This is a genomic window from Amphritea atlantica, from assembly GCF_900111095.1.
Lineage (GTDB): Bacteria > Pseudomonadota > Gammaproteobacteria > Pseudomonadales > Balneatricaceae > Amphritea > Amphritea atlantica.
Window position 1 is genome coordinate 296,799 of the sequence record NZ_FOGB01000004.1, and the last position, 25,039, is coordinate 321,837.

Annotated in this window: 20 protein-coding genes; 12 read left to right on the top strand and 8 right to left on the bottom strand. The window is 49.1% G+C overall.

What is annotated here, in order from left to right; all coding sequences use genetic code 11:
- Positions 1-111: 111 nt before the first annotated feature.
- On the top strand, positions 112-1,185 hold the full coding sequence (locus BMY09_RS09195) for a substrate-binding domain-containing protein (protein ID WP_091357230.1): 1,074 nt from the start codon (positions 112-114) through the stop codon (positions 1,183-1,185).
- Between the two features lie 776 nt (positions 1,186-1,961).
- Here the strand turns inward: BMY09_RS09195 and BMY09_RS09200 are convergent.
- Positions 1,962-2,552 (bottom strand): NAD(P)H-dependent oxidoreductase, encoded by a 591-nt coding sequence (locus BMY09_RS09200; RefSeq protein ID WP_091356947.1) that lies wholly within the window; start codon positions 2,550-2,552, stop codon positions 1,962-1,964.
- Between the two features lie 100 nt (positions 2,553-2,652).
- Between BMY09_RS09200 and BMY09_RS09205 the strand changes: the two genes are divergently transcribed.
- Positions 2,653-3,225 (top strand): TetR/AcrR family transcriptional regulator, encoded by a 573-nt coding sequence (locus BMY09_RS09205; RefSeq protein ID WP_091357232.1) that lies wholly within the window; start codon positions 2,653-2,655, stop codon positions 3,223-3,225.
- Between the two features lie 230 nt (positions 3,226-3,455).
- On the opposite strand, the gene BMY09_RS09210 is transcribed toward BMY09_RS09205, so the two are convergent.
- The 3 genes from BMY09_RS09210 to BMY09_RS09220 form a co-directional block, all read right to left on the bottom strand.
- Positions 3,456-4,076, bottom strand: coding sequence for a hypothetical protein (locus BMY09_RS09210; RefSeq protein ID WP_091356950.1), 621 nt, complete (start codon positions 4,074-4,076; stop codon positions 3,456-3,458).
- A 118-nt stretch (positions 4,077-4,194) separates the two neighbouring features.
- Positions 4,195-4,860, bottom strand: coding sequence for a hypothetical protein (locus BMY09_RS09215; protein WP_139203171.1), 666 nt, complete (start codon positions 4,858-4,860; stop codon positions 4,195-4,197).
- A 69-nt stretch (positions 4,861-4,929) separates the two neighbouring features.
- Positions 4,930-5,289 (bottom strand): hypothetical protein, encoded by a 360-nt coding sequence (locus BMY09_RS09220; RefSeq protein WP_139203172.1) that lies wholly within the window; start codon positions 5,287-5,289, stop codon positions 4,930-4,932.
- Between the two features lie 873 nt (positions 5,290-6,162).
- On the opposite strand from BMY09_RS09220, the gene BMY09_RS09225 reads away from it, so the two are divergent.
- Both BMY09_RS09225 and BMY09_RS09230 read left to right on the top strand, forming a co-directional pair.
- Positions 6,163-9,585, top strand: coding sequence for a hybrid sensor histidine kinase/response regulator (locus BMY09_RS09225; protein ID WP_091356956.1), 3,423 nt, complete (start codon positions 6,163-6,165; stop codon positions 9,583-9,585).
- Positions 9,582-10,505, top strand: coding sequence for a response regulator transcription factor (locus tag BMY09_RS09230; protein ID WP_091356959.1), 924 nt, complete (start codon positions 9,582-9,584; stop codon positions 10,503-10,505). The genes BMY09_RS09225 and BMY09_RS09230 overlap by 4 nt, the downstream gene beginning before the upstream one ends.
- 307 nt (positions 10,506-10,812) lie before the next feature.
- On the opposite strand, the gene BMY09_RS09235 is transcribed toward BMY09_RS09230, so the two are convergent.
- Positions 10,813-11,685 (bottom strand): carboxylate/amino acid/amine transporter, encoded by an 873-nt coding sequence (locus tag BMY09_RS09235; protein WP_091357235.1) that lies wholly within the window; start codon positions 11,683-11,685, stop codon positions 10,813-10,815.
- A 992-nt stretch (positions 11,686-12,677) separates the two neighbouring features.
- On the bottom strand, positions 12,678-13,751 hold the full coding sequence (locus BMY09_RS09245) for a GGDEF domain-containing protein (RefSeq protein WP_217647414.1): 1,074 nt from the start codon (positions 13,749-13,751) through the stop codon (positions 12,678-12,680).
- Positions 13,752-13,994: 243 nt separating this feature from the next.
- Here BMY09_RS09245 and BMY09_RS09250 point away from each other — a divergent pair, with 243 nt between their 5' ends.
- Positions 13,995-14,477, top strand: coding sequence for a GNAT family N-acetyltransferase (locus BMY09_RS09250; protein WP_091356966.1), 483 nt, complete (start codon positions 13,995-13,997; stop codon positions 14,475-14,477).
- 118 nt (positions 14,478-14,595) lie between these two features.
- On the opposite strand, the gene BMY09_RS09255 is transcribed toward BMY09_RS09250, so the two are convergent.
- Positions 14,596-15,372: an MBL fold metallo-hydrolase gene (locus tag BMY09_RS09255; protein WP_091356968.1), complete on the bottom strand. Its 777-nt coding sequence runs from the start codon at positions 15,370-15,372 to the stop codon at positions 14,596-14,598.
- 142 nt (positions 15,373-15,514) lie between these two features.
- Entirely contained in the window at positions 15,515-16,606 is a 1,092-nt protein-coding gene (locus BMY09_RS09260) for a polyamine ABC transporter substrate-binding protein (RefSeq protein WP_091356970.1), read from the bottom strand.
- 369 nt (positions 16,607-16,975) lie between these two features.
- On the opposite strand from BMY09_RS09260, the gene BMY09_RS09265 reads away from it, so the two are divergent.
- From BMY09_RS09265 to BMY09_RS09295, 7 genes are all read left to right on the top strand, one after another.
- On the top strand, positions 16,976-17,872 hold the full coding sequence (locus BMY09_RS09265; protein WP_091356972.1) for a LysR substrate-binding domain-containing protein: 897 nt from the start codon (positions 16,976-16,978) through the stop codon (positions 17,870-17,872).
- A 425-nt stretch (positions 17,873-18,297) separates the two neighbouring features.
- Positions 18,298-19,584, top strand: coding sequence for an urea ABC transporter substrate-binding protein (gene urtA / locus BMY09_RS09270; RefSeq protein WP_091356975.1), 1,287 nt, complete (start codon positions 18,298-18,300; stop codon positions 19,582-19,584).
- Between the two features lie 203 nt (positions 19,585-19,787).
- Positions 19,788-21,395, top strand: a complete 1,608-nt coding sequence (urtB, locus tag BMY09_RS09275; RefSeq protein WP_091356976.1) for an urea ABC transporter permease subunit UrtB — start codon at positions 19,788-19,790, stop codon at positions 21,393-21,395.
- A 20-nt stretch (positions 21,396-21,415) separates the two neighbouring features.
- Positions 21,416-22,552: an urea ABC transporter permease subunit UrtC gene (gene urtC, locus BMY09_RS09280; RefSeq protein WP_245756538.1), complete on the top strand. Its 1,137-nt coding sequence runs from the start codon at positions 21,416-21,418 to the stop codon at positions 22,550-22,552.
- The gene (gene urtD / locus BMY09_RS09285; RefSeq protein ID WP_091356980.1) at positions 22,549-23,382 is read left to right on the top strand and encodes an urea ABC transporter ATP-binding protein UrtD; all 834 of its coding nucleotides are present in this window, start codon (positions 22,549-22,551) and stop codon (positions 23,380-23,382) included. The genes urtC and urtD overlap by 4 nt, the downstream gene beginning before the upstream one ends.
- Complete coding sequence (gene urtE, locus BMY09_RS09290; RefSeq protein ID WP_091356983.1) at positions 23,379-24,074, top strand: urea ABC transporter ATP-binding subunit UrtE; 696 nt, start codon at positions 23,379-23,381, stop codon at positions 24,072-24,074. The genes urtD and urtE overlap by 4 nt, the downstream gene beginning before the upstream one ends.
- A gap of 3 nt (positions 24,075-24,077) precedes the next feature.
- Positions 24,078-24,992, top strand: coding sequence for an urease accessory protein UreD (locus BMY09_RS09295; RefSeq protein ID WP_091356985.1), 915 nt, complete (start codon positions 24,078-24,080; stop codon positions 24,990-24,992).
- Positions 24,993-25,039 lie beyond the last annotated feature (47 nt).

A 25,039-nucleotide genomic window follows, 5' to 3' on the forward strand; every position in this document is an offset into this window, starting at 1 on the left:
GTTTAGTTCATATGTCTCTGTATTGAGGTGATAATACGTGAGTTATGTACTTTATAGCTCTGTTTAAAGTAGCATTAGTCGCTGTTATACGAAATATGAAATATTATGCATATGAAACGAATTCAGGTTGTGCCAAGCTGGTCGTTCCGGGATTCCGGTGGTAACCAGTTGAATCCCCAACTATTTTCTCTACTGGGGGCAATACATGACACGGGTAAACTGACCGAGGCGACGTCGCAAATAGGCATCTCTTACCGTCATGGTTGGAATCTGCTGAATACCTGGGCGGCATTTTTTGGTTTACCACTGGTGGATATGCAGAAGGGTAAAGGTGCGACACTGTCAGCCCTGGGAGAGAAGTTACTCTGGGCAGAGCAGCGGGTGCTGGCGCGTCTGGAGCCCCAGTTAGAGAGTCTGGCGTCTGAGTTGAATCTGGAGATTCACCGTGCCCTGGAAGGGGTGAGTCCATTGCTGCGACTGCATGCCAGTTACGGTTATGCGGTGGCGTTGTTACCGGGCTTCTCTGACGATATCCAACTGGACCTGCAGTATAAGAGTGCCGAGGAAGCGCTGGCCTCGCTCAACCGTGGCGCCTGTGATCTGGCGGGTTTTCACGTGCCGGTGAACGGCCGGGCCGGGGGGATGAGCGATGCACTCTATGAAACCTATAGTCGTCACCTGAAACCCCGGGTGCATAAGATCGTTAAATTCATCACCCGGCAGCAGGGATTGATGGTTAAACCCGGTAATCCAAAACAGATAGCCGGGCTTAAAGATCTGCTGCGCAAAGAGGTGAAATTCATCAACCGTCAGAAGGACTCCGGTACCCGCGCACTGCTGGATGAACTGCTGCTGCGTGAGGGCGTTAACAGTAAGAAGATCAGCGGTTTTGCCGATGAGGAGTTTACCCACTCAGCGGTCGCCGCTTTTGTGGCAGCGGGGATGGCAGATGTCGGCATGGGGGTGGAAGCCGCCGCCCGCCAGTTTGGTCTCGATTTTATACCGTTATCTTCTGAGCACTACCTGTTGGTGTGCCATAGCAAAACCCTGAAACAGGAAGCGATGGGACGGTTGTTGGCGAGTATTAGGGGAGAAGCGTTCCAGCAAGCGGTGCTGAAACTGCCCGGGTATTCACCGGATGAGTGTGGGGTGGTGGTGCCGGTTGACTCTATTTTTACTGGATAGATAGTAGATTGGACTGGATTGGTAGTCATCTGGTAAGGTTGCCAGATCGCTGCTGCGCGGCTAGCCAGATGTCGCTTCGCCACTTGCTGAAAAACATCTGTACTATGTTTTGTGGGAGCCAGCTTTTGTTGGAGTCACGCCCCCGTGGTGATGATCTTGCTCTCCTCAGTGTTCTCTGTGGTAACAATCATTAGCAGTTTTTTCCTAAACAGATGCTCGCGCTGTTCTTAGCGTTGAGATAAGAGACAAGCTGGCGACCATTAATTCAGCAATCATAGCGCTGACGAGTGCCGTTGCTTCGCAATTAGCCAGACGTGGCTTTGCCACTTGCTGAAAAACATCTGTACTATGTTTTTTGGGAGCCAACTTTGTGGGAGCCACGCCCCCGTGGCGATGATCTTGCTCTCCTCAGTGTTCTCTGTGCCCTCTGTGGTAACAATCATTAGCAGTTTTTTTTCCTAAACAGATTCTCGCGCTGTTCTTAGCGTTGAGATAAGAGACAAGCCGGCGACAGTTAATTCAGCAATCATAGCGCTGACCAATGTCTGAGCTGGAACACTTCTGAATTGTGTTTTTTGTGGGAGCCACGCCCCCGTGGCGATGATCTTTGCTCTCCTCAGTGCCCTCTGTGTTCTCTGTGGTAAAAAATCATTAGCAGTTTTCTTTTCTAATAAAGATGCGCGTAAGTGTTGCGATTAGACATAGTTCCGATACCTAGAACTATCAGGCTGGCGCCGGGTGGCATAGAGCCACCCATAACCTAGGTTTCTGGACTGTTAAGAGGCGCTGGCCCCTATCTTTCTTACCTGCTTCAACCAGCGCTCGACTGCCGCGGGTTTCGCATGGCTGGCACCACTGAACTGGATGATTCGGGTTGGTTTGAACCCGATAAAGCCAAATATCTGTTTACGCAACTGATGGTGCACCGCGTTTTTATAAAGTAGCCGCATGAACAGGTTGGGTGTATCTGATGTGACTATTACCCGTGCGGTGCGGCCTGCCAGCATTGGGCTGGGTATGCCGAATTTTGTGACTTGTGTATCAAACACACGTCCAGGCAGAAAAGCACGGTCAAACAGGCCCTTTAGTTTTGCCGGTAAACCACCCCACCACAGGGGCGTCGACATCACCAGATGTTCACACCACTCCAGATCGTTAAGCACTTTTTCTAACACGGGTTCAAGTGGCTTATAGGTTGTGTATCCCGCGAAACCATAATCACTGTCAAATTCCATATCGTGCAGGTGAGCCATGCGAACTTCATGGCCGGCTTCACGGGCTGCATCTGCGTAGGATTCGAGCAGGGCTTTTGAAAGAGATTTTTGAGCCGGATGGCCATTGAGTATGTAGATTCGTTTGTTATTCATGGGTAGGTTCCTTAAATTGACCATGGTCATTATTAATGTAAAAATGACCGCGGTCAATATATTTATTGCCATCAATTGCTTTTACGGGCATCATGCGCACATGACAAAAACCGTACAGAAACGCACACTCGCCACTCGCGCACGACTCGTTGAAGCGGCAAGTAACGTTATTGCCGAAAATGGCTATGAAGCGCTGCGCGTCGAAGAGGTGGTAAAGAGGGCGGGTGTTGCTAAAGGCACTTTTTTTGCCCACTTTGCTGATAAAGATGCCCTGATGGATCGCTTAATTGGCGAGGGGATCAACCGTTGTTTAGATGAGCTGGAGCAGTGCAAAGCCCCTGCGGATGTTGAAGAACTGGTGGCTACACTCATGCCATTGCTGGAGTTTATGACCTGTGAAAGATATGTCTTTGATGTGATTCTGCGTTACTCTGGAGCAGCTGCGATCGAGCAGATAGGGGATATTGCGATGACCTTTGAACGCCATGGCCAGGTGGTATCGGCATGGCTTGCAGATGGACCGTTTCGCCGTGATGTCAGCACGCAGCTATTAGCAGAAGGGATTCAGGCTTTTTCGGTACAGGCGATGGCGCTTAACTTTTGCGCACTGCATGCCAGCGAAAGCATAGAAAGCCGTTTGCTCACCTATCTCAGGGCATGGCTTATTGTTTAAAGCAGTAGCCAGATGTCGCTTTGCCACTTGCAAAAAATATCTGAATTGTCCTTTTTGTGGGAGCCGGCTTTTGTGGGAGCCACGCCCCGTGGCGATTTTCCTTGTTCTCCTCAGTGTGCTCTGTGCCCTCTGTGGTAAAAACAGATTAGCCGCATCCTGGAGGACAGGCTTTAAAATAAGCCAGTTCTTTATTGCAGCCCTCTTTTTTAGTTCCCCTTATTTCAATCCCTTTATTTCAATAAAGTCTCGATACGTGCCAGTTTTAAATCATCTGGCGCTTTTTCCCGAAGGAGCCTGACTATCTGATCGATATCCTTGCCGGATATCAATGGGATGTTGCTTTTGGTTTTAAGGTGTTTATTGGCCCCTAACCCGGAATAAAAGCGAACAAAATTTTCATTACGGGTGATCACGGCTTCCTGCAGGGGTGTCATTCCATAGTCGTTAAACTGATCAATGTAGGCACCGCGGCTTTGATAATGCTGAGCTAACGACATAATCTGCTCATCACACTCTGATTCGCCCAACTCTGATGCGGTCAGCAAAATGTGAAATACACTTTGATTACTTACCAGGCTGTCAGTGATAACAAAGTGGTCGTTAAACAGCATCTGATCCCAGCGAAGCAGGTAGGGGATGTAGGGGGCCAGATAGTCAAACCCCTGGAACAGCGCACCATCATTCTGTTGGATCTCTTGCTGATTTTTGCAGCCTGCAATGGCCGCATAAGTAATCTGAAATGAGGGAGGAGACGCTGCTTTCATCAGCCCCGTCATCAGAAGCAGATAACCGATCGCCGCAACAGCAAAAAGTAAAACAATACCCAGTGGAATAATAATCAGCTTTTTCATTTACTCATCCTTGAGAGCAGTTTCATTTAAATGATTCGGGCTCTGTTAGCTTTTGTGTTGAAGAGTATAGCGCGTTGGCAAAAGGTTTAAGCTAACCCTTATTGCCAAGTATTTAAGGCTACTTGACGAAAATTTTATACTCAATGTCCTGGGCCATTTTACTATATGCACCTTTTTCACGGTTATACATCGCATTGAATTTTAAAATATGAGCGCCCTTTGCAAGCGGTTTCAGCATGACCCAATAGCCATCTGTTGCTGCAGGGTATAGGTTTGGCGGGCTGTATCTCTTTGGAACTAATCCCAGCAAATTAAAGCAGTCCTGAGAAGCGACCCTCATGCTTGTCGGATTTAGCGCTTTCATTGAATCCAGCTCTACCTGGATGGAAAGCAACTCGTCATTATTAAGTGCCGCACTTCTTTTAGCACTGTCACAGGACATTGAGCCTTCCGTTCTGGGCCAGTAAGCCATATTTATTACAGGAAAGAATATGTACTTTCCCTGAGGTATTTCACATCTTCTTTTGATTTTTGATGTACCGTAACCGCCAGCAAGAAACCATACTTCACCTTGTTGCCCTACATGGCAATATTTACCTGTAGTGTCACGAACCGGGCTGATCTCTTTTGGCATTGTGTACGTCCACTGCCACCACATATTGGCATATTCATCCAGATGCTTACCTGATACGGATTCTCCCGGATTGACTATGGCGTCTTCGAACGACAATGCATATGAGTTTGTTGCCAAACAAATTGATACTGCTAAAAAGATTCTTTTCATTACTTCCATGTTCCAGTTTGAGGTTACCACAAGCCGTATTTAGGGGGCGTTTTACACTTTGTTGCTGTACTAAGGAGTATATACATAGGTGTACGCCACTAGCCCAGCCAACCAGGGCCCAAGCCATATACTCATAAGGCCAAGAAAGAATACAAAACCTTCAAAGCCCCGTGTTGTGATCAGGTAGTAAGGCAGGGCGACTGGCCAGAAGAGGTAAATGAGAAAACCAAAATCAAATGGTTTCTTAAAATTATTTGTCTCTGAGTCGGCGATCACCCAAATAATAGTAATAACGAGAAATATGAACCCCCAGAGAGACTGCGTTTCATCTGAAACGACCTCTCCCTGGCTGTTAAGCATGACCTCTACTACAGCCATTCCGAATGAGAGTAGAAGCAGTGAAGCAATAGAAAAATTTTTCTTACTCATGATTACAGATAACATTTATTGTCAGACTGACGAGGACCCGGGCCGGATAACATTGGGAAAAGGCATATATCGATAAGAGATAAAAGAGGCAGTGCTGAACATCGTAATCTCCATTAAGACAAAACGAGAATGCGCGGTAGCATTCTTAACCCGGTGGAGAATCCCACCAGCGCTTTAACCTTTCCCTTTGTTTACCCGATTTTTGCGCATTATATGGAGCAGCAAAAAGGCCTTTCTATAACGATAAAATGAGCATAACGGCTGGATTGAAAAAAATAAACTGCTAGTTTTTCTCTTCCTCGGTGTTCTCTGTGCTCTCTGTGGTAAAAATACCTTCAAAAAATTGTCACCACAGAGGACACAGAGAGCACCGAGGGTTTATATACAGGCCTCTATGAAACAGTCCTTAGTTTGCCCTGTCCTGGGGCGGCTTATACGCTTTCTCTGGCAAGCGACGCAGTCGCGTCGAACCACGAGAGTTTGTTTCTATACAGCTCCCCTCTGGTCCATCCGTGGTAAAAATACCCTCAAAAAATTATCACCACAGAGAACACCGAGGACACAGAGAAGAGCAAAGGCACATCTATCGGGATGTTCGCGTTGTTATTCTGTGCATGCTACTGCCCTGTCCTGGGGCGGCTCTTACACTTTTTCTGGCAAGCGACGCAGTCGCGTCGAGCCACGAACAACAAGCTACGTCTTAGCCTTTCTCCCGTCTGGCACAAACCATGCTACTAACTCTCTATAAAGACCGGTTTACGGAAAAACAGTTCTATCAGCTCTTTTGTGGTGCATGGGTGTGCACTACAGGAAATCTTCTGCACTGGATTTGTGCGTTTTTCGGGCCGTTTCAGAGGGTTAAGTCAGGAGTTTATGTCAGCTTTCCAGAAGATCCTTAAAGTTCGCCGCCACTACAACAAGTGGGTTGCTGACCAGACGCTGGAGGATTACGCGCTACGCTTTACTGCGCGTAAAGGGCGTCATATGAGTATCTCCCGGGTGGGTAAAACGGCGCTGGGGGCGGCTTCATTTCTGGCACTGGAAGGGCTGGCGGCTGCGGTAACCCTGAGCTATGGCTTCACCAATACGGTGATGGCGATGCTGGCGGTTTGCATTGTGCTGTTTATCACCGGCTTACCGATCGCTTATTACTCAGCAAAACATGGACTGGATATCGATCTGCTAACCCGGGGGGCTGGGTTTGGTTACCTCGGGTCTACGCTGACCTCGCTGATCTATGCGTCCTTTACCTTTATTTTCTTCGCCATCGAGGCTGCGATTCTGGCCTCGGCACTGAAGGCGTTGTTCGGTATTCCGCTGGCGCTGGGTTATCTGCTCTGCGCTATTGCAGTGATTCCCATCGTGACCCACGGGATTACCGCCATCAGCCGGTTTCAGGTGGGCACGCAAAATCTATGGTTAACACTGCAGCTGGCCGCAGTGGCGGTAGCGCTGTGGTTTGAGGCAGATAAGTTGCAGGGTTGGACAGAGTTCAGTCCGGGGATGGCTTCTACCGCCAGTGGTGAGTTTGACATCATCATGTTTGGTGCAGCGGTATCGGTGTTTTTTGCCCTGTTTGCGCAGATCGGTGAGCAGGTGGACTACCTGCGGTTTATGCCGGAGAAAACCCGGGATAACAGAAAACAGTGGTGGTTCTGGCTGATTCTGGCAGGCCCCGGCTGGGTGTTTACCGGGATGATTAAGATGTTGTTGGGCTCCTTTCTGGCTTATCTGGCGATCACCCAGGGGATCGGCATCATCGAAGCTTCTGATCCGACCTATATGTATCAGCGGGTGTTCCAGCTGATGACCGGCTCACCGGAGATCGCCCTGTTACTGGCGGCGCTGATGGTGGTGGTCTGTCAGATGAAGATCAATGTCACCAATGCCTATGCCGGTTCTATCGCCTGGTCGAATTTCTTTTCCCGCCTGACCCACAGCCACCCAGGGCGGGTTGTCTGGCTCGTGTTTAATGTCACCATTGCGCTGATTCTGATGGAGCTGGGTATCTATCAGGCGCTGGAAGCGATTCTGGGGATCTTTGCGATTGTTGCCATTAGCTGGCTGGCGTCACTGTCAGCGGATCTGCTGATCAATAAACCGCTGGGGCTGAGCCCGCCGGAGATCGAATTTAAACGGGGCCACCTGTATGACATTAACCCCGTGGGGATGGGGTCGATGGTGATTTCGACTACTCTGGGGATGCTTAGTTATCTCGGGCTGTTCGGTGAGGTTGCGCGCAACCTGTGTCATTTTGTCAGTCTGGCCAGTTGCTTTGTCTGTGTGCCCCTCATCGCCTGGCTGACCGGTGGCCGTTACTATATTGCCCGCACCAACGAGGAGCTAAACCAGTATATCCGTCTGGTACCGGTACATGGTGATGCCCCAAGGGTGAGTATTGTCACCTGCGGTATCTGCGAGAACGATTTCGAACGCGAGGATATGAGCTATTGTCCCGCCTATGATCTGCCGATCTGCTCCCTCTGTTGTTCGCTGGATGTGCGTTGTCTGGATAACTGTAAACCCAAGGCGCGTCTGTCCCGTCAGGTGATGGAGATGCTGCATCTGTTTCTGCCACGGCGGGCGGTCAAACTGGTCAGTTCCCGGCTGGGTAAATTTATCGCGCTATTGCTGGTGGTCAATCTGGTGCTGGGGGCATTGCTGGCGGTAATCTACCGGCAACTGGCACCGGCTACTCCTGAAGAGACTGCGCTGGTGCTGCAAACCATCTGGACCCTGTTCTTTACTCTGTTTATCGCTTCGGGCGTGGTCACCTGGCTGTTTCTGCTGACCCATGAGAGCAGGGTGGTCGCGCAGCAGGAGTCTAACCGGCAGACCATGAAGCTGACCCGGGAGATCGAGGCACATGAACAGACCGATCTGGAACTACAGCAGGCCAAAGAACTGGCGGAACGCGCGAATGCAGCCAAGAGTCGCTATCTCTCTGGTATCAGTCATGAACTGCGCACGCCATTGCAGTCGATCCTTGGCTATGCACAGCTACTGCGCGAACGTTCAAATCTACAGGAAGATCAGCAACGGGGGCTGGATATCATCCATCGCAGCGGTCTCTATCTCACCGACCTGATTGAGGGATTACTGGATATCTCAAAGATTGAGGCGGGCCGTTTAGACCTCTATCGCAATCAGGTCAACCTGCCGGAGCTGATCGAACAGTTGGCGGAGATGTTCCGTATGCAGGCGTTGCAGAAAGGCATTGAATTTAACTGTCATATCGCTGATCCATTACCACAGCGCATCGTTACCGATGAGAAACGGTTGCGACAGATCCTGATCAATCTGCTGTCTAATGCGATCAAGTATACGCCGAGTGGACGGGTGGACTTTGATATTCATTACCGTAATCAGGTGGCTGAGTTTGCCATTCGGGACACCGGATCCGGGATCGATGAATACCAGATGCAGCGTATTTTTGCGCCTTTTGAACGGATTCGAAACCGGGACACCGCCCATCTGCCGGGCACCGGCCTGGGGCTGACCATCGTTAAACTGCTGACTGAGATTATGGGGGGCGATCTGCAGGTGGAGAGCAGCCCCGGGCAGGGAAGCTGTTTCCGGGTGTCGATGATGTTGCCCTGGGTTAGCAGTGAAGAGCTGACACCGGTGCTTCAGGAGCAGCGGATTATTGGCTATGAAGGTTATCAGCGAACCCTTTGTCTGGTGGATGATGACCCGGTATTGCGGGGGCTGCTGGCCGATATTCTGGTGCCGCTGGGCTTCAGCATTATGGAAGCGCAGGATGCCGATGCCTGTCTCGCGCTGTTGCAGCAGAATGAGCCGGACCTGTTTCTGCTGGATATCTCCATGCCGGGAATGTCGGGGCTGCAGCTGGCCAGCATTCTGCGGCAGCGTAAAGTCGCCGGTAAAATTGTGATGTTGTCCGCCGATGCCCGGGAGCTTTCCGCCAGGGAAGATGGCCACGATAGCTATGATGATTATCTGGTTAAACCGGTGGCGAATCATCAATTGCTGGAAACGCTGGGGCGCTATCTTGAGCTGAAGTGGATCTACCGGGGCGGTTCAGAACCGCTGAAGGCAGAAGAAGCCGAACAGCCACTGGCCCCGGTTATTGAGATTATGCAGCTTGATCATCCGTTGCTGATGGAACTGAAAAACTGTGCCGAACTGGGTTATCACAAAGGGGTGATGCAGTGCCTTAAAGAGATCGAAAGGCTGGAGGTTCTGTCCGTCGGGGCATTAACACATCTGCGTCAGCTCAGTGAAAGTTTTCTGTTTGATAAATTGGTGGTGTATCTGGAGAACCGGAATCAATGAATATAAGAGAGAGCGGATCAGATCGTAATGACGTGGTGTTGGTGGTGGATGATTCCCCCAATGCGCTGAGTCTGATTAACGACGCCCTGGAGGGTGCCGGGCTGGATATTCTGGTGGCGCTGGAGGGACGTCAGGCACTCACCATCTGCAAGCGTATCCGTCCCGATATTATCCTCATGGATGCGGTGATGCCGGTCATGGATGGCTTTGATACCTGTCGTATGCTGAAGGCTGATCCCGATCTGGCCACCATACCGGTGGTCTTTATGACCGGTCTGACCGATACCGATGATATCGTGCGCGGGCTGGATTGTGGCGGAGTGGATTATCTGACCAAACCGATCAGTCCCAATGAGTTATTGGCACGTATCCGGGTGCATCTGGGTAACGCCCGCCAGACCAGCAGTGTTCACAGCGCGCTGGACAGCACTGGCCAGCATCTGCTGACAGTGGGCAGGGAGGGGCTGTTGCGCTGGGCAACCCCCCGGGCCTATGCGCTGTTGGGCCGGGCAGGGGTGACCGAGCAGATGCAGGAGGAGAGTCTGATACCTCAGATCAGTCACTGGCTGTCTCACAATCCTTTAGAACAGGAGCGGATGGCGGTTAAAAACCTCGACTACCCATTAACCCTGAAGCTGATCGGCTATCAGAGCAATGGCGATGTGCTGATGCAACTGATCGATGGCAATAAGCCCACCGGCGCCGAGCTGCTCAGGCAGGAGCTGGAACTGACCGAGCGGGAAGCGGAGGTATTGTTCTGGCTCGCCAACGGTAAAACCAACCGCGATATTGCTGAAATTCTCGAAATCAGCCCCCGCACCATCAACAAACATCTGGAACAGATCTTCCCCAAACTCGGCGTCGAAAACCGCACCGCGGCGGCGGGCGTGGCGTTGAGACTGATTGCCAGTCATGAATAAGAGCAGTCGCTAGACGTCGCTACGCGACTTGCCAGACGCGGCTTCGCCGCTTGCTAGTTGTTAGAAAAAGCTTTCAAAAGCCGTTGTTTGGAGCTTCTGTGGGAGCGACGCTAGCATGCGCTCTGGGTATCGAGTCGCGACTGGATTTGTTGAGGAACTTGTTATTGTAGTCGTTCCCCCTCTGTCACAGCCTGTTGTAGGAGCCCCTTCCAGGGGCGATCTTTTACTTGAAAAAGGCTTTTAGCCCTTTAATTACGTTAAGAAGGCCGGTATCCCCTGATGTTCTGGCTAAATTTCTGAAGAAGGATCAGGCCGTTTTTGCCTGTTGGATACGCTGGTTAAATTTATCGTTCACCATGAGTGCTAACAGAATAATGGCCCCTCCGATTGACAGGCGCAAAATATCCGCATCACGGTTCCAGAATAGAACGTTAACGACAATGCCCGCAGGGATTAGCAGATTGTTGGCGACCGCCAGTGTCCCGACACTCACCTGTGTTGCCCCCTTGTTCCAGGCGAAATAGCCAAGGCCAGACGCAACCAGCCCTAAATAGGTCAAAATTGACCACTGCAGAGTCGTGGTCGGTAGCTTATCCGGGTTGCCCAGGATGAGATAGCAGGGGATCACAACGGCTAAAGCGCCAATAAAAAAACAGCCAAACACAGTGCGCTGAGGCAGGTCTGAGCGCTCTTTTGCAATGATTCGTTTGTAACCCACTTGCCCGGCGGCAAAGCATACGTTAGCGCCTTGTACAATCAACAAGCCCTTCAGATAGCCTTCATCCACCCCTTGATAGCGAATAGTGATTGCCCCAATAACGGCTAATAAAGCACTGATAATAAAACCAATATTAAGCCGGTGATCCAGTAAGTCATTCAGCAGGGTGATGTAAATGGGCGTCATAACGGTGAAGAGTAAAACTTCGGGTACAGAGAGATATAAGAAGGACTGGTAATAAAAGCCATACATGATGCCAAGCTGAAAGGCTCCGCACACCATCAACTGTAAAGCGACTTTAGACTCGATCTGACGCAGCTTCAGAAAAGGTAAAAAGATCAGTGTCGCCAGGGCGACACGCATCAATACCGAAAACCAGGCATCGACCTGTCCCGCAAGATATACCCCGATCAGGCTGAACGAAAATGCCCATAAAATAGTGACGGCAACCAGTATTGGCATGACAGTGAAGTCCATAGAGATAAAGAGGCGCCCAGTTTACCGGCTTCTTTAATCAGGGTAAAACTGTTCACGGAAATAGTTGGCAGGATGGACTAGTGACTATTTTTTAATCATTTTGGGTTTTGCGTGTCTTGAATTGATTCATCAGGTCGTAGCTCGTTGCTCGAACGTCACAAAGAGCGTGACTTGCTCGTTGCTCGCAAGAGCCTTCTTAGCTGGATTCAGTGGTGTGCGTTTGAGTTAAGTGCTTTGTAAGCAAGTTGATGGTATTTACAGTTTATTTTGTTCAGCTCTGCGGTTATGCTGGCTTTATCGTTAGATAAGGGGTGTTTTGCGGCTTAGAGCTCCGTAAAACATCAGAAACAAAGGGATAAGTTGGAACGCTGGTGGGGTTCTCCACCGGATTAAGAGTGCAACTGCGCATTCTCGTTTTGTCTTAAGGATGATCGCGATGTTCAGTACTTCCTCTTTGAGATCTGATAGTTACCTTGTCTTTTTGATTGTTGACAGGTATGCGTCTGCCAGTTAATGACATGTTAGGTTGGGCCAGAGCTTCACTCTGGCCCCATTGATTTGTTTTACCCTGATCCCAAATATCCTATTTGATGAGGTTTTTAAAATGAGAGTTATACCCCTAATCCTATCGATTTTTATATTGGCAGGCTGTGCCGCAACGGGTGAAAATTTTAGCTCTCTTGAACCTTTGAGTCGCAATGAGGGAACTGTTTATATATATCGTCCATCCAAGTTCTTCCAAGGCGGGACATGGCCTACCATTTTCATTGATGGAGAAGAGAGGTTCACATTAAAAAACGAAGGTTACACGATCAAGGGGTCAGAGTTGTTGATTTTAGATCAAGGGCTCTGAGACTCCGTTAATAATTCGGTGTAACGACCTCCGTGTTCTCTGTGCCTCTGTGGTAAAAACGCGCTTCCGCTTTTCCTAGCAAGCGAAGCGTCTAACTCCTAGCAACTAGCAACTTATTTCCCCGTCAGACTATAATCCGCGACCCTTCCAGCGCTTTAGCTTCATACATTTTTTTATCTGCGATACCGATCATGTCATCCAGGCTCATGTGTTGTCCGGGGCCGGTGTCCACAATACCCACACTCAGCGAAAAGTCCGGATGAATTTTGGCAAAGCTTGCTATTATTCTTTCAGCAACAGCTTGCGCAGACTGGGCATCAGCATCCGGCAACATGATGCAAAACTCATCACCGCCGTAGCGGCAGGGGACATCCGCTTCCCGAATATGCTGTCTGATGCATTCTGAAATGACTTTTAATACTTCATCGCCCTTCAGGTGTCCGTACTGATCATTAATCTGTTTAAAGTTATCGATATCGAAATAGATCAGGGAGAAAGGGGCCTGGCGTCGGGTAAGTGATGCCAGTAGTACACTGGCCAGTTCACGCATCGCTCGCTGATTATTGATACCCGTCAGCGGATCTTTTTTAGCCAGTTCCTCCAGTTGGGCAGTGCGTTCCGACACTTTAACCTCAAGGCTATTGGCATACATCTCGGTTTTCTTCTTAGCCAGCTCCAGCTCTGAAATCATGCTGGAAATATAGGTATCAAATACCAGCGTTGTGTCGAAGTACAATAACTTATCTAAAGCCTCTTTTGTCTGTCTGAGGACTTCAGCGTCAGTCATAGACTGATCGAGCACTTCAAAGAGAATCAGTTTCAGTGAACAAATAGCGCTCAGATAGAGTTTTGGTTCAACCCCAATTCTTTTATGAACCATTCCGATACGTAAGCGGTTGTTGACGTAAGTACTGTCATACTGGCCGGAAAAAAGGTCGAGAATATACTGATGCTGTGCGCCTTTAAGCCGGTTCAGAGTGTCTGCATCACCGATCAGTACAGCGATTTCATCAATGGCCAGCTGAGAGATATAAAAGCGCTCAACAATTGAATCCACCTGCGAGTTGATAAGCGGAAGTACGTCTTTAAGTAGTTCAAAGTGACTCAGGGAAAGCGCAGCAAGTTCGAGCCTGCTCTGGATCTCCGCATCACTAATCTTCATCTGGTCCAACAGTGTCTGATGTGTTCGAAGCATCATTTTACCCCTGGCTGCTGATTTCCTTTCAACTAAGACCCTTACAGTCTCGAGCGGCAATAGCTTATTCCACTAAATACCATAGTAGTTTAGTCAAGTAAAATAGCTTGTCAGCAGTACCCATGATGAGGAGCTAAGAGATTCTTCTTTACTATCTGATCGTTACCATGCCTTATGTCTATAAGGCCATGCATTCGTGTCAGCCTGGTTTAAAATTATATTTGTCACGGTAAACGGGGATATTAAGTGCCAGTTATAAAGATTGAAGAGGCAACGATTGACGATTCAGCTTTGATTCTACGGTTTGTTAAAGAGCTTGCGCGTTATGAAAAAGCAGAGCATGAAGTTGTTGCGACTGAGTCTGATATAGAAAAATCACTGTTCGGTCAGGATTCAACCACTCATGCAGTGATCTGCAGTATAAATAACGAACCAGTTGGCTTTGCTGTGTATTTTTTCAATTACTCAACCTGGCTCGGCAAGAACGGCCTTTATCTTGAAGACCTATACGTTTCACCTGAGTACCGAAGTGTCGGGGCAGGTAAGGCACTCTTAAAACACCTGGCTAACATCGCAGTAGAAAAAGGCTGTGGGAGGTTCGAGTGGAGTGTTCTCGACTGGAATGAACCCGCTATAAAATTCTATAAGTCGCTTGGTGCTAAAGCAAAGCACGAGTGGGTGGGTTATCAGTTAACAGGGCATGAGCTCACAGCACTTGCGGAGTCCTGAAGATAAGGAAGTCGGGATTAAGCTCGATGTTACAATCCATGGTTGTTCTAACTACTGGAAATCGGTAGCAGAGGAACAAGGTCATGATGCAATACCTGTCCCAGCTTCGTGTGCTTTTTTATAATGATTTCGATTGAATATAATGTCGAGCAATTTCAATATGTCTGCTACGACCAAATATTTCATCGTGACCGGGGTAAACTGATTGAACTGGTAGTTTAAGTAGACGTTCCATTGTTACGAGATAGTCTTCAACGCATGCGCCCGAAATATTATCCAATAAGGGACCATCGTATATTGCGTCGCCAGAGAAAAACCAGCCCGTTTTTTCTTCCCATAAAGCGATACTGCCGGGTGAATGGCCTGGTAAATGGAGTACTTCAAAGTTGAGATCTCCGAGGTCTATTCGATCTCCCTCGTCAACTAATCGTGTCGGTTCGATACCTTGTAAGGTGACATTGGCTGGATTAAAACCTTTTTCAGGATAGGCAATCAACAGTGAATGTTCTGGAAGAGGGCATCCTACATCGGCAAGTGCCTTTTTCATATCATCGGGATAATCAGCCGTAAGTAAGGGCAGTTTGTGCGCTCCTGAGCACATACTCGGTGCCTCAAGCCGATGAACAACACGAACTGAAAATTCGTGAAGGCTGCCGACATGATCATGGTGTGTATGGGTTGCAACAGCTGTAATTGATCGTTCAAAAAGATCACTAGCCGCTTGTTTTAAACTGCAAATACCCATCCCTGAATCTACCAATAGATCTGCATCACGTCCGCGTATATGCCAGATATTACATCTAATTAAAGGGTCAACATGAGGTTCCCAAAGCAATGTTAAGCGATCATTAATCTTCTTGCGCTCAAACCATTTCTCAGCAATTTTAATCGCCATTATAAACTCTCAACTTGGCCATATTTACGTGAATTAGGTATGTTTTCTATAAGATTTTGATTTAAATATAATTTTTCATGGACTTAAGAAGTAGCAAAAAGTAGGTGCTATTAAAAACATCTACTTTTATTACTTTGGATATTCAGTGGTTTGTTTTTATGTTTGTCCAAATTCGAGACAGCTTTCTATCAAATTTTGCTGTATGTGCTTTAAGAACAAACAGACTTGATTTTATGGATTGAGAAGGATAAATGGCTGTGTTGTTTTTAACGTCGTCTAAAAGGTATGGTTCGGCTGCTTTATTCGCTATAGCAAATAAAACGTAATTGGACGCCGATGCTGCTATTTCTGCATCAAGTATGTAGTTGATAAATTTATATGCTGAGTCCTTATGAGGTGCATCAGCAGGAATGGCCATGACATCTAACCATAACAAGCTGCCTTCTTTAGGCGTTATATAGGCAATATGATGATTGTTTTGTACTTCGATAGTACGCGCTTGTGCTAATAGCATATCGCCATTATAACCAACTGCGATACAGATATCTCCTGATGCGAGGTCATTAAGAATATTCGTACTGTCAAAATAGCGAATGGATGAACGCACAGATTGTAATAAAGTATTGACTTGATCTAAGTCGGTTTGCTTTTCACTATTTGGATCTAAACCTAAATAATTTAAAGCGATAGAGGTTACTTCGGCAGGTGAATCTATAAAAGCGATACCACAGTCGGCCAGCTTAGCGGCATTCTCAGGTTTAAAAACTAGATCCCATGAGTGTTCTGGAGGGTGTCCGAGCCGTTTAGTGACCATATCGACGTTATAACCAATCCCTGTTGTGCCATACATATATGGAACACCATATTTGTTTCCTGGGTCACTGACCTGTGCACGCTCTTTTATTTCATCATCAAGGTTTCCATAATGGCTTAGCTGCTGCTTATCTATCTGATGAAAAACTTCCGCATTAATTTGGCGCTCAAAAAATCCACCTCCAGGAAATACGACATCGTAACCCGTATTACCTGTTAAGAGTTTTGTTTCTAACACTTCATTTGAACTATAGACCGCATAATTGACTTTGATACCTGTTGTTTCTTCAAAGCTTTCAATAATGGTCGGGTTTATATAATCTGCCCAGTTATAGATATTGACGACTTTTTCTGAAGTATCAGCATGAGCTTGAAAGCCGATCAGCATGACGAACGCTAAAGTATAGGATGTGTTTTTCATTCTTGCTCCTCAAGATATTAATAATACTTAAATAGATATTTACTCTTGATATTATTTAAATTAAAAATTGTAGATAAAGTGAGTCAGTAGTGTTATGTCGATAATGAATCGGTCAAAAACGCTAAGTAAGGCTCAATGATCAACATTTTCGTCATCGGTATGGAGTCATCTTCATGATCTGAAAAGAGCTTCCCCCCGAATATCGATGACAATTAGGGTTGGCTTTCCTTCGATAAGGGCTCGTCTGATCTTGGCTATTTTAATACCTTCACGTTTGGCGTTATGATTGATTGGTAGGATCTCACATTAAGAAAATCTTAAAAGGGCAAAAAAATTGCGCTCAGCGTAGCTTTAAGCTACAGTCAGACGATGCCAAAATCGATTGCTTATCTTAATGCATTGCGTGCTTTTGAAGCCGCGTCTAAAACCCAAAGCTTTGCAAAAGCAGGGTTAGATTTAAACGTGAGTCACGGTGTTGTTAGTAAGCATATTAAAAATTTAGAGGCGTGGCTCGAAGTGAGCCTTTTTACTCGGCACGGCAACCGTGTTGAACTTACCGATGAGGGGCGCGTACTAGCACCGCGAATCTCAGAGGCATTTAAAATTATTCAAGACTCCTGCGATAGTATTAGAGCAACGCCGCGTAGCAAGGTTATCAATATTACCGCTGAACCGGCTTTTGCCTATAGGTGGCTTAGAAAACAGTTAGCAGACTTTAAAACACAGTTCCCTAATATTGATATCAATCTAAAATCTGCGTGGAGTCCACCGGATATTAATGAAGGTTCGGTTGATATTTGTATTCATTTTGAGCAACTCCTCAAATCATCTGAAGTGACGCTGACAAGGCTATTTCCCTTCGAAGGCTTTCCCGCGTGTTCCCCCTCGTTGTTCAAAAAAAATAGGTTAAAAGAGCAAGGAATTACCGCTGATTTACCGTTGGTGCATGAGAGTGGCCGTGATATTTGGCGTAGTTGGTTTGAGGAGTATGAACCGAATAATGATGCTTGGAAAAGGGGGACTGTGTATTCCGACCTATCACTGGCGCTTGATGCTGCGGTTGATGGTGAAGGGGTCGTTTTAGCCGATGATGTTTTGTGTGCCCGAGAACTCGCGGAGGGTGCTCTGATCATTATGGATAATCGGAGTTTGTTTTGTGATTGGTATTCCATAGTGACCAGCCAAAAAGCCAGATCGAAACCTGAAGTAGGTAATTTTCTATCCTGGCTTACCGAAAAATTCAGTGACATTCAGCATGGAAAATAAGCCAGCTTCATTAGGTCATTAATCCGGCGGATCAATACGTCGTTTTGGTCTTGTATTCTTCATACTGCTATTTGAAGCATAAAGGAAGACTGCTTTATTTCCCCAATCGATGATCTAAACCTCCCATGAAATTTTCCCCCTCTAGTTCTTCCGAGCCACAAGCAAGTCATGCTCTTTCGTGACGTTCGAACAACGAGCAACGTCTTTCGCCTTTGCTCTTCCTAGCAAGCGAAGCGTCTAACCCCTAGCCACTAACAACTTCTTCCCCCCCCCATACGTCATTTGACGTATAGGGGTGCGTCAATCACCCCATACCTTCATTGAGCGCTATTTCTAATAATGGTTTCGTCAATTACAGATTCCCTGGGTGCAAATCCGACCCGGCCTGAAAGAATCGAAACTTAATCTCAAGAAGGGAAAAATATATGAAGATCAAACATCTGGTTTCAGGTATTGCTCTGTCTATGGGTGCCAGTGTACTGAGTATCAGTGCCATGGCGGCAGATACGATCAAAGTCGGCGTACTGCACTCTCTGTCCGGTACAATGGCGATCAGTGAGACAACGCTGAAAGACACCGTTCTGATGATGGTTGAAGAACAGAACAAGAAAGGCGGTCTGCTGGGTAAGCAGCTGGAAGCGGTTGTGGTTGACCCTGCCTCTAACTGGCCGCTGTTTGCTGAGAAAACCCGTGAGCTGATGACCAAAGATCAGGTCGATGTCATCTTTGGTTGCTGGACTTCCGTGTCCCGTAAATCTGCACTGCCAGTGCTTGAAGAACTGAATGGACTGATGTTCTACCCGGTTCAGTATGAGGGTGAGGAATCTTCTAAAAACGTATTTTATACCGGTGCAGCGCCAAACCAGCAGGCAATTCCTGCGGTTGATTACCTGATGAATGATCTGGGTGTGAAGCGCTGGGTGCTGGCGGGGACTGACTATGTTTACCCACGTACCACTAACAAGATTCTCGAAGCCTACCTGAAAGCTAAAGGTGTGGCGGCTGAAGATATCATGATCAACTACACGCCGTTCGGTCACTCTGACTGGCAGTCAATTGTTTCGGATATCAAGAGCTTCGGTTCTGCAGGCAAGAAGACTGCGGTAGTGTCCACTATTAACGGTGATGCTAACGTGCCGTTCTATAAAGAGCTGGGTAACCAGGGTATCTCTTCTGAAGATATCCCCGTAGTTGCTTTCTCTGTTGGTGAGGAAGAGCTGTCGGGTCTGGATACCAAGCCTCTGGTCGGTCATCTGGCTGCATGGAACTACTTCCAGAGTGTTGAGAGTGATGCTAACGATGCCTTTATCTCTCAGTGGAAAGCGTTTACCGGTAATCCTGATCGGGTGACTAACGACCCGATGGAAGCGACTTACATCGGCTTCAAAATGTGGACTCAGGCGGTTGAGAAAGCCGGTACCACTGATGTTGATGCGGTTGAGCAGGCGATGATTGGCCAGGAAACCGAAAACCTGACCGGTGGTATGGCGTATATGAACAAGAACCACCATCTGAGCAAGCCGGTACTGATCGGTGAGATTCAGGATGATGGTCAGTTCGAAGTGGTTTGGGAGACTGAAGGTGTGGTTCCGGGTGATGCCTGGTCTGACTTCCTGCCAGGCTCTAAAGACCTGATTGCAGACTGGACTGCTCCTATCTCTTGCGGCAACTACAACACCGTGACTAAGACCTGTTCCGGTCAGAACTACTAATTCCCTGGGGGAAACGGTAGTGAATTTGCCTGAATGCTTCAGGTTGTGAAAAGCAGGCTTCCATCGGAAGCCTGTATTACAAACAGGCAGAGGTGAGGGGCCAGTCTGATAACTGGCGACCGTCACAAGGGCCGATTAAAGCAACTCCTCTATTTACGTTGATTTAGCATCCCTTGACTGCCTTACCCGGACGGAGAATACCAGTGAGATATATAAACGCGATCTGCGCCTGCCTGCTGGGTTTGCTGATCAGCACCAGTGTCCTGGCAGCGTCGCCCTCAGAGGCCCAGCAGCCATTGCTGCTGGAGCTGACCGAGGTGAAGCTGAACAAGGCGTTACCGGTGCTGCAACAGCTTGAAACCACGGAAGGGGCCGATATGCTGGCCCTGTTCAAGACGATGCTGAACGGAGATCTCTATTACGAAAAAGAGACCAGGCGTCTGATCGCCGCTCTCAAAGAGCAAAGTGTTACCCGCTATTCTGACCTGTTTTCTGGTGAAGTGCTTAGCGATCTGAGCAAGAAGCAGGTTAGAAAAATTAAAGTGAATAATAAACTGCGGGGTTATCTGGGTGAGGCCATTGCCCGGATGCAACTGAACCATCCTGACTCCGCCGTGAGAAAGGATGCAGTTCGCTCACTGTTCTCCGACCTGGGTTCCAATACTATTACGCTGATTCGTGATGCCCGACTGAAAGAGCAGAGCCGCTCTGTTCAGGAGGCTATGGATGTGGCGCTGGCACTCTATCGTGCCCGACATGCTGAAGAAGCAACCGATCGGCTGCAAGCGATTAAGGATCTCGAAGGCAGTCTGGAGCCGGAAGTGCGCAACCAACTGACTCAGTTGGCAGAAAATGATCCCTCCCGTAGTGTTCGCAAAGCGGCACAGACCGGGCTGGATAAGATTGATCAGCAGGCTGAGATGTACGGTTTTATCAATCAGCTGTTTTTTGGCCTGAGCCTGGGGTCGGTGTTGTTGTTGGCGGCGATTGGTCTGGCGATCACCTTCGGGGTGATGGGCGTTATCAATATGGCCCACGGCGAGATGATTATGCTGGGGGCTTATACCACCTATGTAGTGCAGCTGATGCTGCCGAACATGATCGAATATTCCCTCTGGATTGCGGTGCCGCTGGCCTTTATGGTGTCCGGTCTGGCGGGTATTCTGATCGAACGTCTAGTGATTCGTCACCTGCATGGCCGGCCCCTGGAAACTCTGCTGGCGACCTTTGGTATCAGTCTGATACTGCAGCAGATGGTGCGTACTGTGTTTTCACCGCTTAACCGTCAGGTGGCAACCCCTGACTGGATGAGTGGTTCTATCGAGATCAATCCGTTGCTGAGCCTGACCCTCAACCGACTCTACATTGTTGCCTTTGCATTGTTGGTCTTCATGATTCTGTTAATCGTGTTGAAGAAAACCTCGCTGGGTCTGAATGTTCGTGCGGTATCGCAGAACCGGGATATGGCTAAGGCGATGGGTATCCGTACCGACCGGGTGGATGCGATGACCTTTGGTCTGGGATCGGGTATTGCCGGTATCGCCGGGGTGGCGCTGAGTCAGCTGACTAATGTGGGTCCAAACCTGGGACAGGCCTATATCATCGACTCCTTTATGGTGGTGGTGTTCGGCGGCGTCGGTAACCTCTGGGGTACGCTGGTGGCAGCCTTTACTCTGGGTGTCGCTAATAAGTTTATTGAGCCGGTCACCGGTGCGGTGCTGGCGAGCATTCTGGTGCTGGTATTTATCATTCTGTTTATCCAGAAACGTCCTAAAGGGCTGTTTCCGCAGAAAGGGAGGGCGGCAGAATGAGTTCATTGCTGAGCAATTTTATGAGTTTTTCACGAATCAACGGTGACAGCAAAGTCGCGCCTTTTGTGGTGGTTCTGCTGGTGGTCACTGCGCTGGCATCATCCTGTAATCTGTTGATGCCCGAGGATTCAGTTTTTTATGTTTCCACCTATACCATCACCCTGTTAGGCAAGTATCTGTGCTATGCCATGCTGGCGCTGGCGGTGGATGTGATCTGGGGGTACTGCGGTATTCTCAGTCTGGGACATGGTGCTTTCTTTGCTCTGGGGGGCTATGCCATGGGGATGTATCTGATGCGTCAGATCGGTGATCGGGGTGTGTACGGCAACCCGGAACTGCCCGACTTCATGGTGTTCCTCAACTGGAGCGAACTGCCCTGGTTCTGGCAGGGGATGGATCAGTTCTGGGTGGCGATGCTGATGGTGCTGCTGGTGCCGGGATTGCTGGCCTATCTGTTTGGCTGGCTGGCGTTCCGCTCACGGGTGACCGGGGTGTATCTGTCGATTATGACTCAGGCACTGACCTACGCTTTGCTGTTGTCGTTCTTCCGCAATGAGATGGGCTTCGGTGGCAACAATGGCCTGACCGACTTTAAAGATATCCTTGGCTTTGATCTGCAGTCGGACAACACCCGGGTGACCCTGTTTATTATTACCGCACTGATGCTTTCAGGGCTGTTGGTGCTGAGTAAGAAAATCATGCAGACCCGTTTTGGTAAAGTGATCGTGGCGATCCGTGATGGAGAAAGCCGGGCCCGCTTTATCGGTTATCGTACGGAAAACTATAAGGTCTGGCTGTTTGTTTACTCCGCTATGATTGCCGGTATTGCCGGCGCACTTTATGTACCTCAGGTCGGTATTATCAATCCCGGAGAGTTCTCTCCGATCAACTCTATCGAGATCGTTATCTGGGTGGCGGTAGGTGGCCGGGGGACCCTGGTCGGTGCGATTATTGGTGCGATTCTGGTGAACTACGCCAAGACTAAGTTTACCGCCATTATGCCGGACGGCTGGCTGTTTGCACTGGGGGCGATGTTTGTACTGGTGACCCTCTATCTGCCGAAGGGGTTGATGGGGCTTGTGGCTCAACTAAAAGATCGGCAGCTTCAGAATGTGAATAACCGTCCGAATGACAAAGCAGAGGAGGGCCACGCATGAGCATACTCGATACCACCCGTGAAGTGATGCGTCGGGATCAGGTCTGGCCGTTTCTTCAGGATCATAGCCAGGACGTGGATATCTCTCATCAGGTGCTGCTCTATGTTGAGGGGCTGAATCTGAGCTTCGATGGTTTTAAGGCACTGAATGACCTGAACCTCTATATCAATGATGGTGAACTACGCTGTCTTATTGGTGCCAACGGTGCCGGCAAGACCACACTGATGGATGTCATCACCGGTAAAACCAGATGTGACAGCGGTACGGTGTATTTCGGACAATCGCTGAATCTGCTGGAGAAAGATGAAGCGGAGATCGCTCAGTTGGGTATTGGTCGTAAGTTTCAAAAGCCGACCGTGTTTGAAGCCCATACGGTGATGGATAATCTGGAGCTGTCTCTGAAGTCGAATAAATCGGTGATACCGACACTGCTGGCAACCCTCAATAGTGAAGAGTATGACCGCATCGACCATGTGCTGGAGACCATCGGTCTGAAAGCCGAACGGATGATGCTGGCAGGTTCGCTGTCCCATGGTCAGAAGCAGTGGCTGGAGATCGGGATGTTGCTGATGGCCAATCCACGTCTGCTGCTGGTGGATGAACCGGTCGCAGGTATGACGGTTCAGGAGGGGGAACGCACCGCCGAACTACTGACCTCACTGGCAGGCGAGCGCACCGTTGTAGTGGTGGAACACGATATGGAGTTTGTCCGCAGTATCGCCCGCACGGTGACCGTATTGCATCAGGGCTCGGTGCTGGCAGAGGGGACGATGGATGAGATCCAGAATAATCAGGATGTGATTGAAGTGTATCTGGGAGAAGCGCCATGATCAGTATTAAAAATGTGAATCAGTTTTATGGCGGCACGCAGATTCTCTGGGATCTTAACCTGGATATTAAACCGGGTTCCTGCACCTGTATAATGGGGCGCAACGGTGTCGGTAAAACCACGCTGTTAAAGTGCATTATGGGGCTGTTGCCGGTCAGCAGTGGCGAAATTCTGCTGCAAGGCGAACCGTTGCAGAAGAAAAAAGCGGAGTACCGGGCTCCGGCGGGCATCGGCTATGTGCCCCAGGGGCGGGATATCTTTCCGTTGCTGACGGTGGAAGAGAATCTGAAAGTGGGGTTGCCGGTGCGCAAGGATGGCGCGAAAGAGATTCCGGAAAAGATTTTCGAGCTGTTTCCGGTGTTGAAAGAGATGTTGCAACGGCGCGGAGGCGACCTCTCCGGTGGTCAGCAGCAGCAACTGGCCATTGGCCGGGCACTGGTGCTGGAACCGAAGGTGCTGATTCTCGATGAACCTAATGAAGGTATCCAACCCAATATTGTCAAACAGATTGGAGATGTTATTCTGAAGCTCAATAAGGAGGAGGGGCTGACAGTGATTCTGATTGAGCAGAAACTGGGCTTTGCGCGCCGGGTTGGCGAGGAGTTTCGGTTGATGGAGCGTGGTCGGGTGGTTGCCAGCGACCGGATGGATAACCTGAGTGAGGAACTCATCCGCCAGTATCTGGCGGTGTAAACTATGACAAGTCTGTCTCAACCGACGCCACGCCTGCCAGAAATCCTGCAGCAGCGGCACGCTTCAGCCTGGAACGCCGAACTGTCGCTGCAGTTTGGCCGCACAGCCCGGGGTACTGTATTGCAACGCGCTGAACACCAGGGGCCTCTCTACGTGCAGAAAGCGTTTTACCCTGAAGGGCCAGACCTGGCCCAGGTCTATCTGCTGCACCCTCCGGGTGGTATGGTTTCCGGTGACCGTCTGCAGATAAGAGTGAATTGTGGTGATAACAGCCATGCATTGCTGACCACTCCCGGGGCTGGTCGTGTCTACCGGGCGCGGCCTGATCGCAGTCTGCAACACCAGACCAATACACTTAACGTTGGTCCTGATAGCTCAGTTGAGTGGCTGCCGATGGAAACTATTCTCTATCCCGATGCCTGTACCCGACTGGACACTCATGTGAATCTGGCGGACGGCGCCCACTTTATCGGCTGGGAGATCACCAGCCTGGGGATGCCTAACCAGAACCTGCCGTTTGATAGCGGCAATCTTTCCCAGACGCTACAGATCAACCGCAATGGGCGGGTTCTGTTGCGCGAGCGATTGCAGATTGATGATCGTAACCGGACGTTGCTGGGGGGCAGTGCCGGATTGCGGGGATATCCGGTGACCGGTTTGATGGTGGCCGGGCCGTTTACCCTGACCGATACTCAGGCCTCAGTGCCGTTGATTGAGACACTGATCAAGCAACTGCGTCAGTTGACTGGTGAGTGCGATGCGTTGGCGGCGGTGAGTCTGACGGGGGAGTTTATGACGATTCGTTATCTCGGCAACCGGACTGATCAGGCGATGAAACTGTTTATCCGTTGCTGGCATGAGATCCGGCCGCAACTGCTGGGGCGCGAAGCCTGCGAACCCCGTATCTGGGCGACCTGAATACTGTGAATTCTGAAAGCGTTCATCCGCTGAACGCCATGAACGAG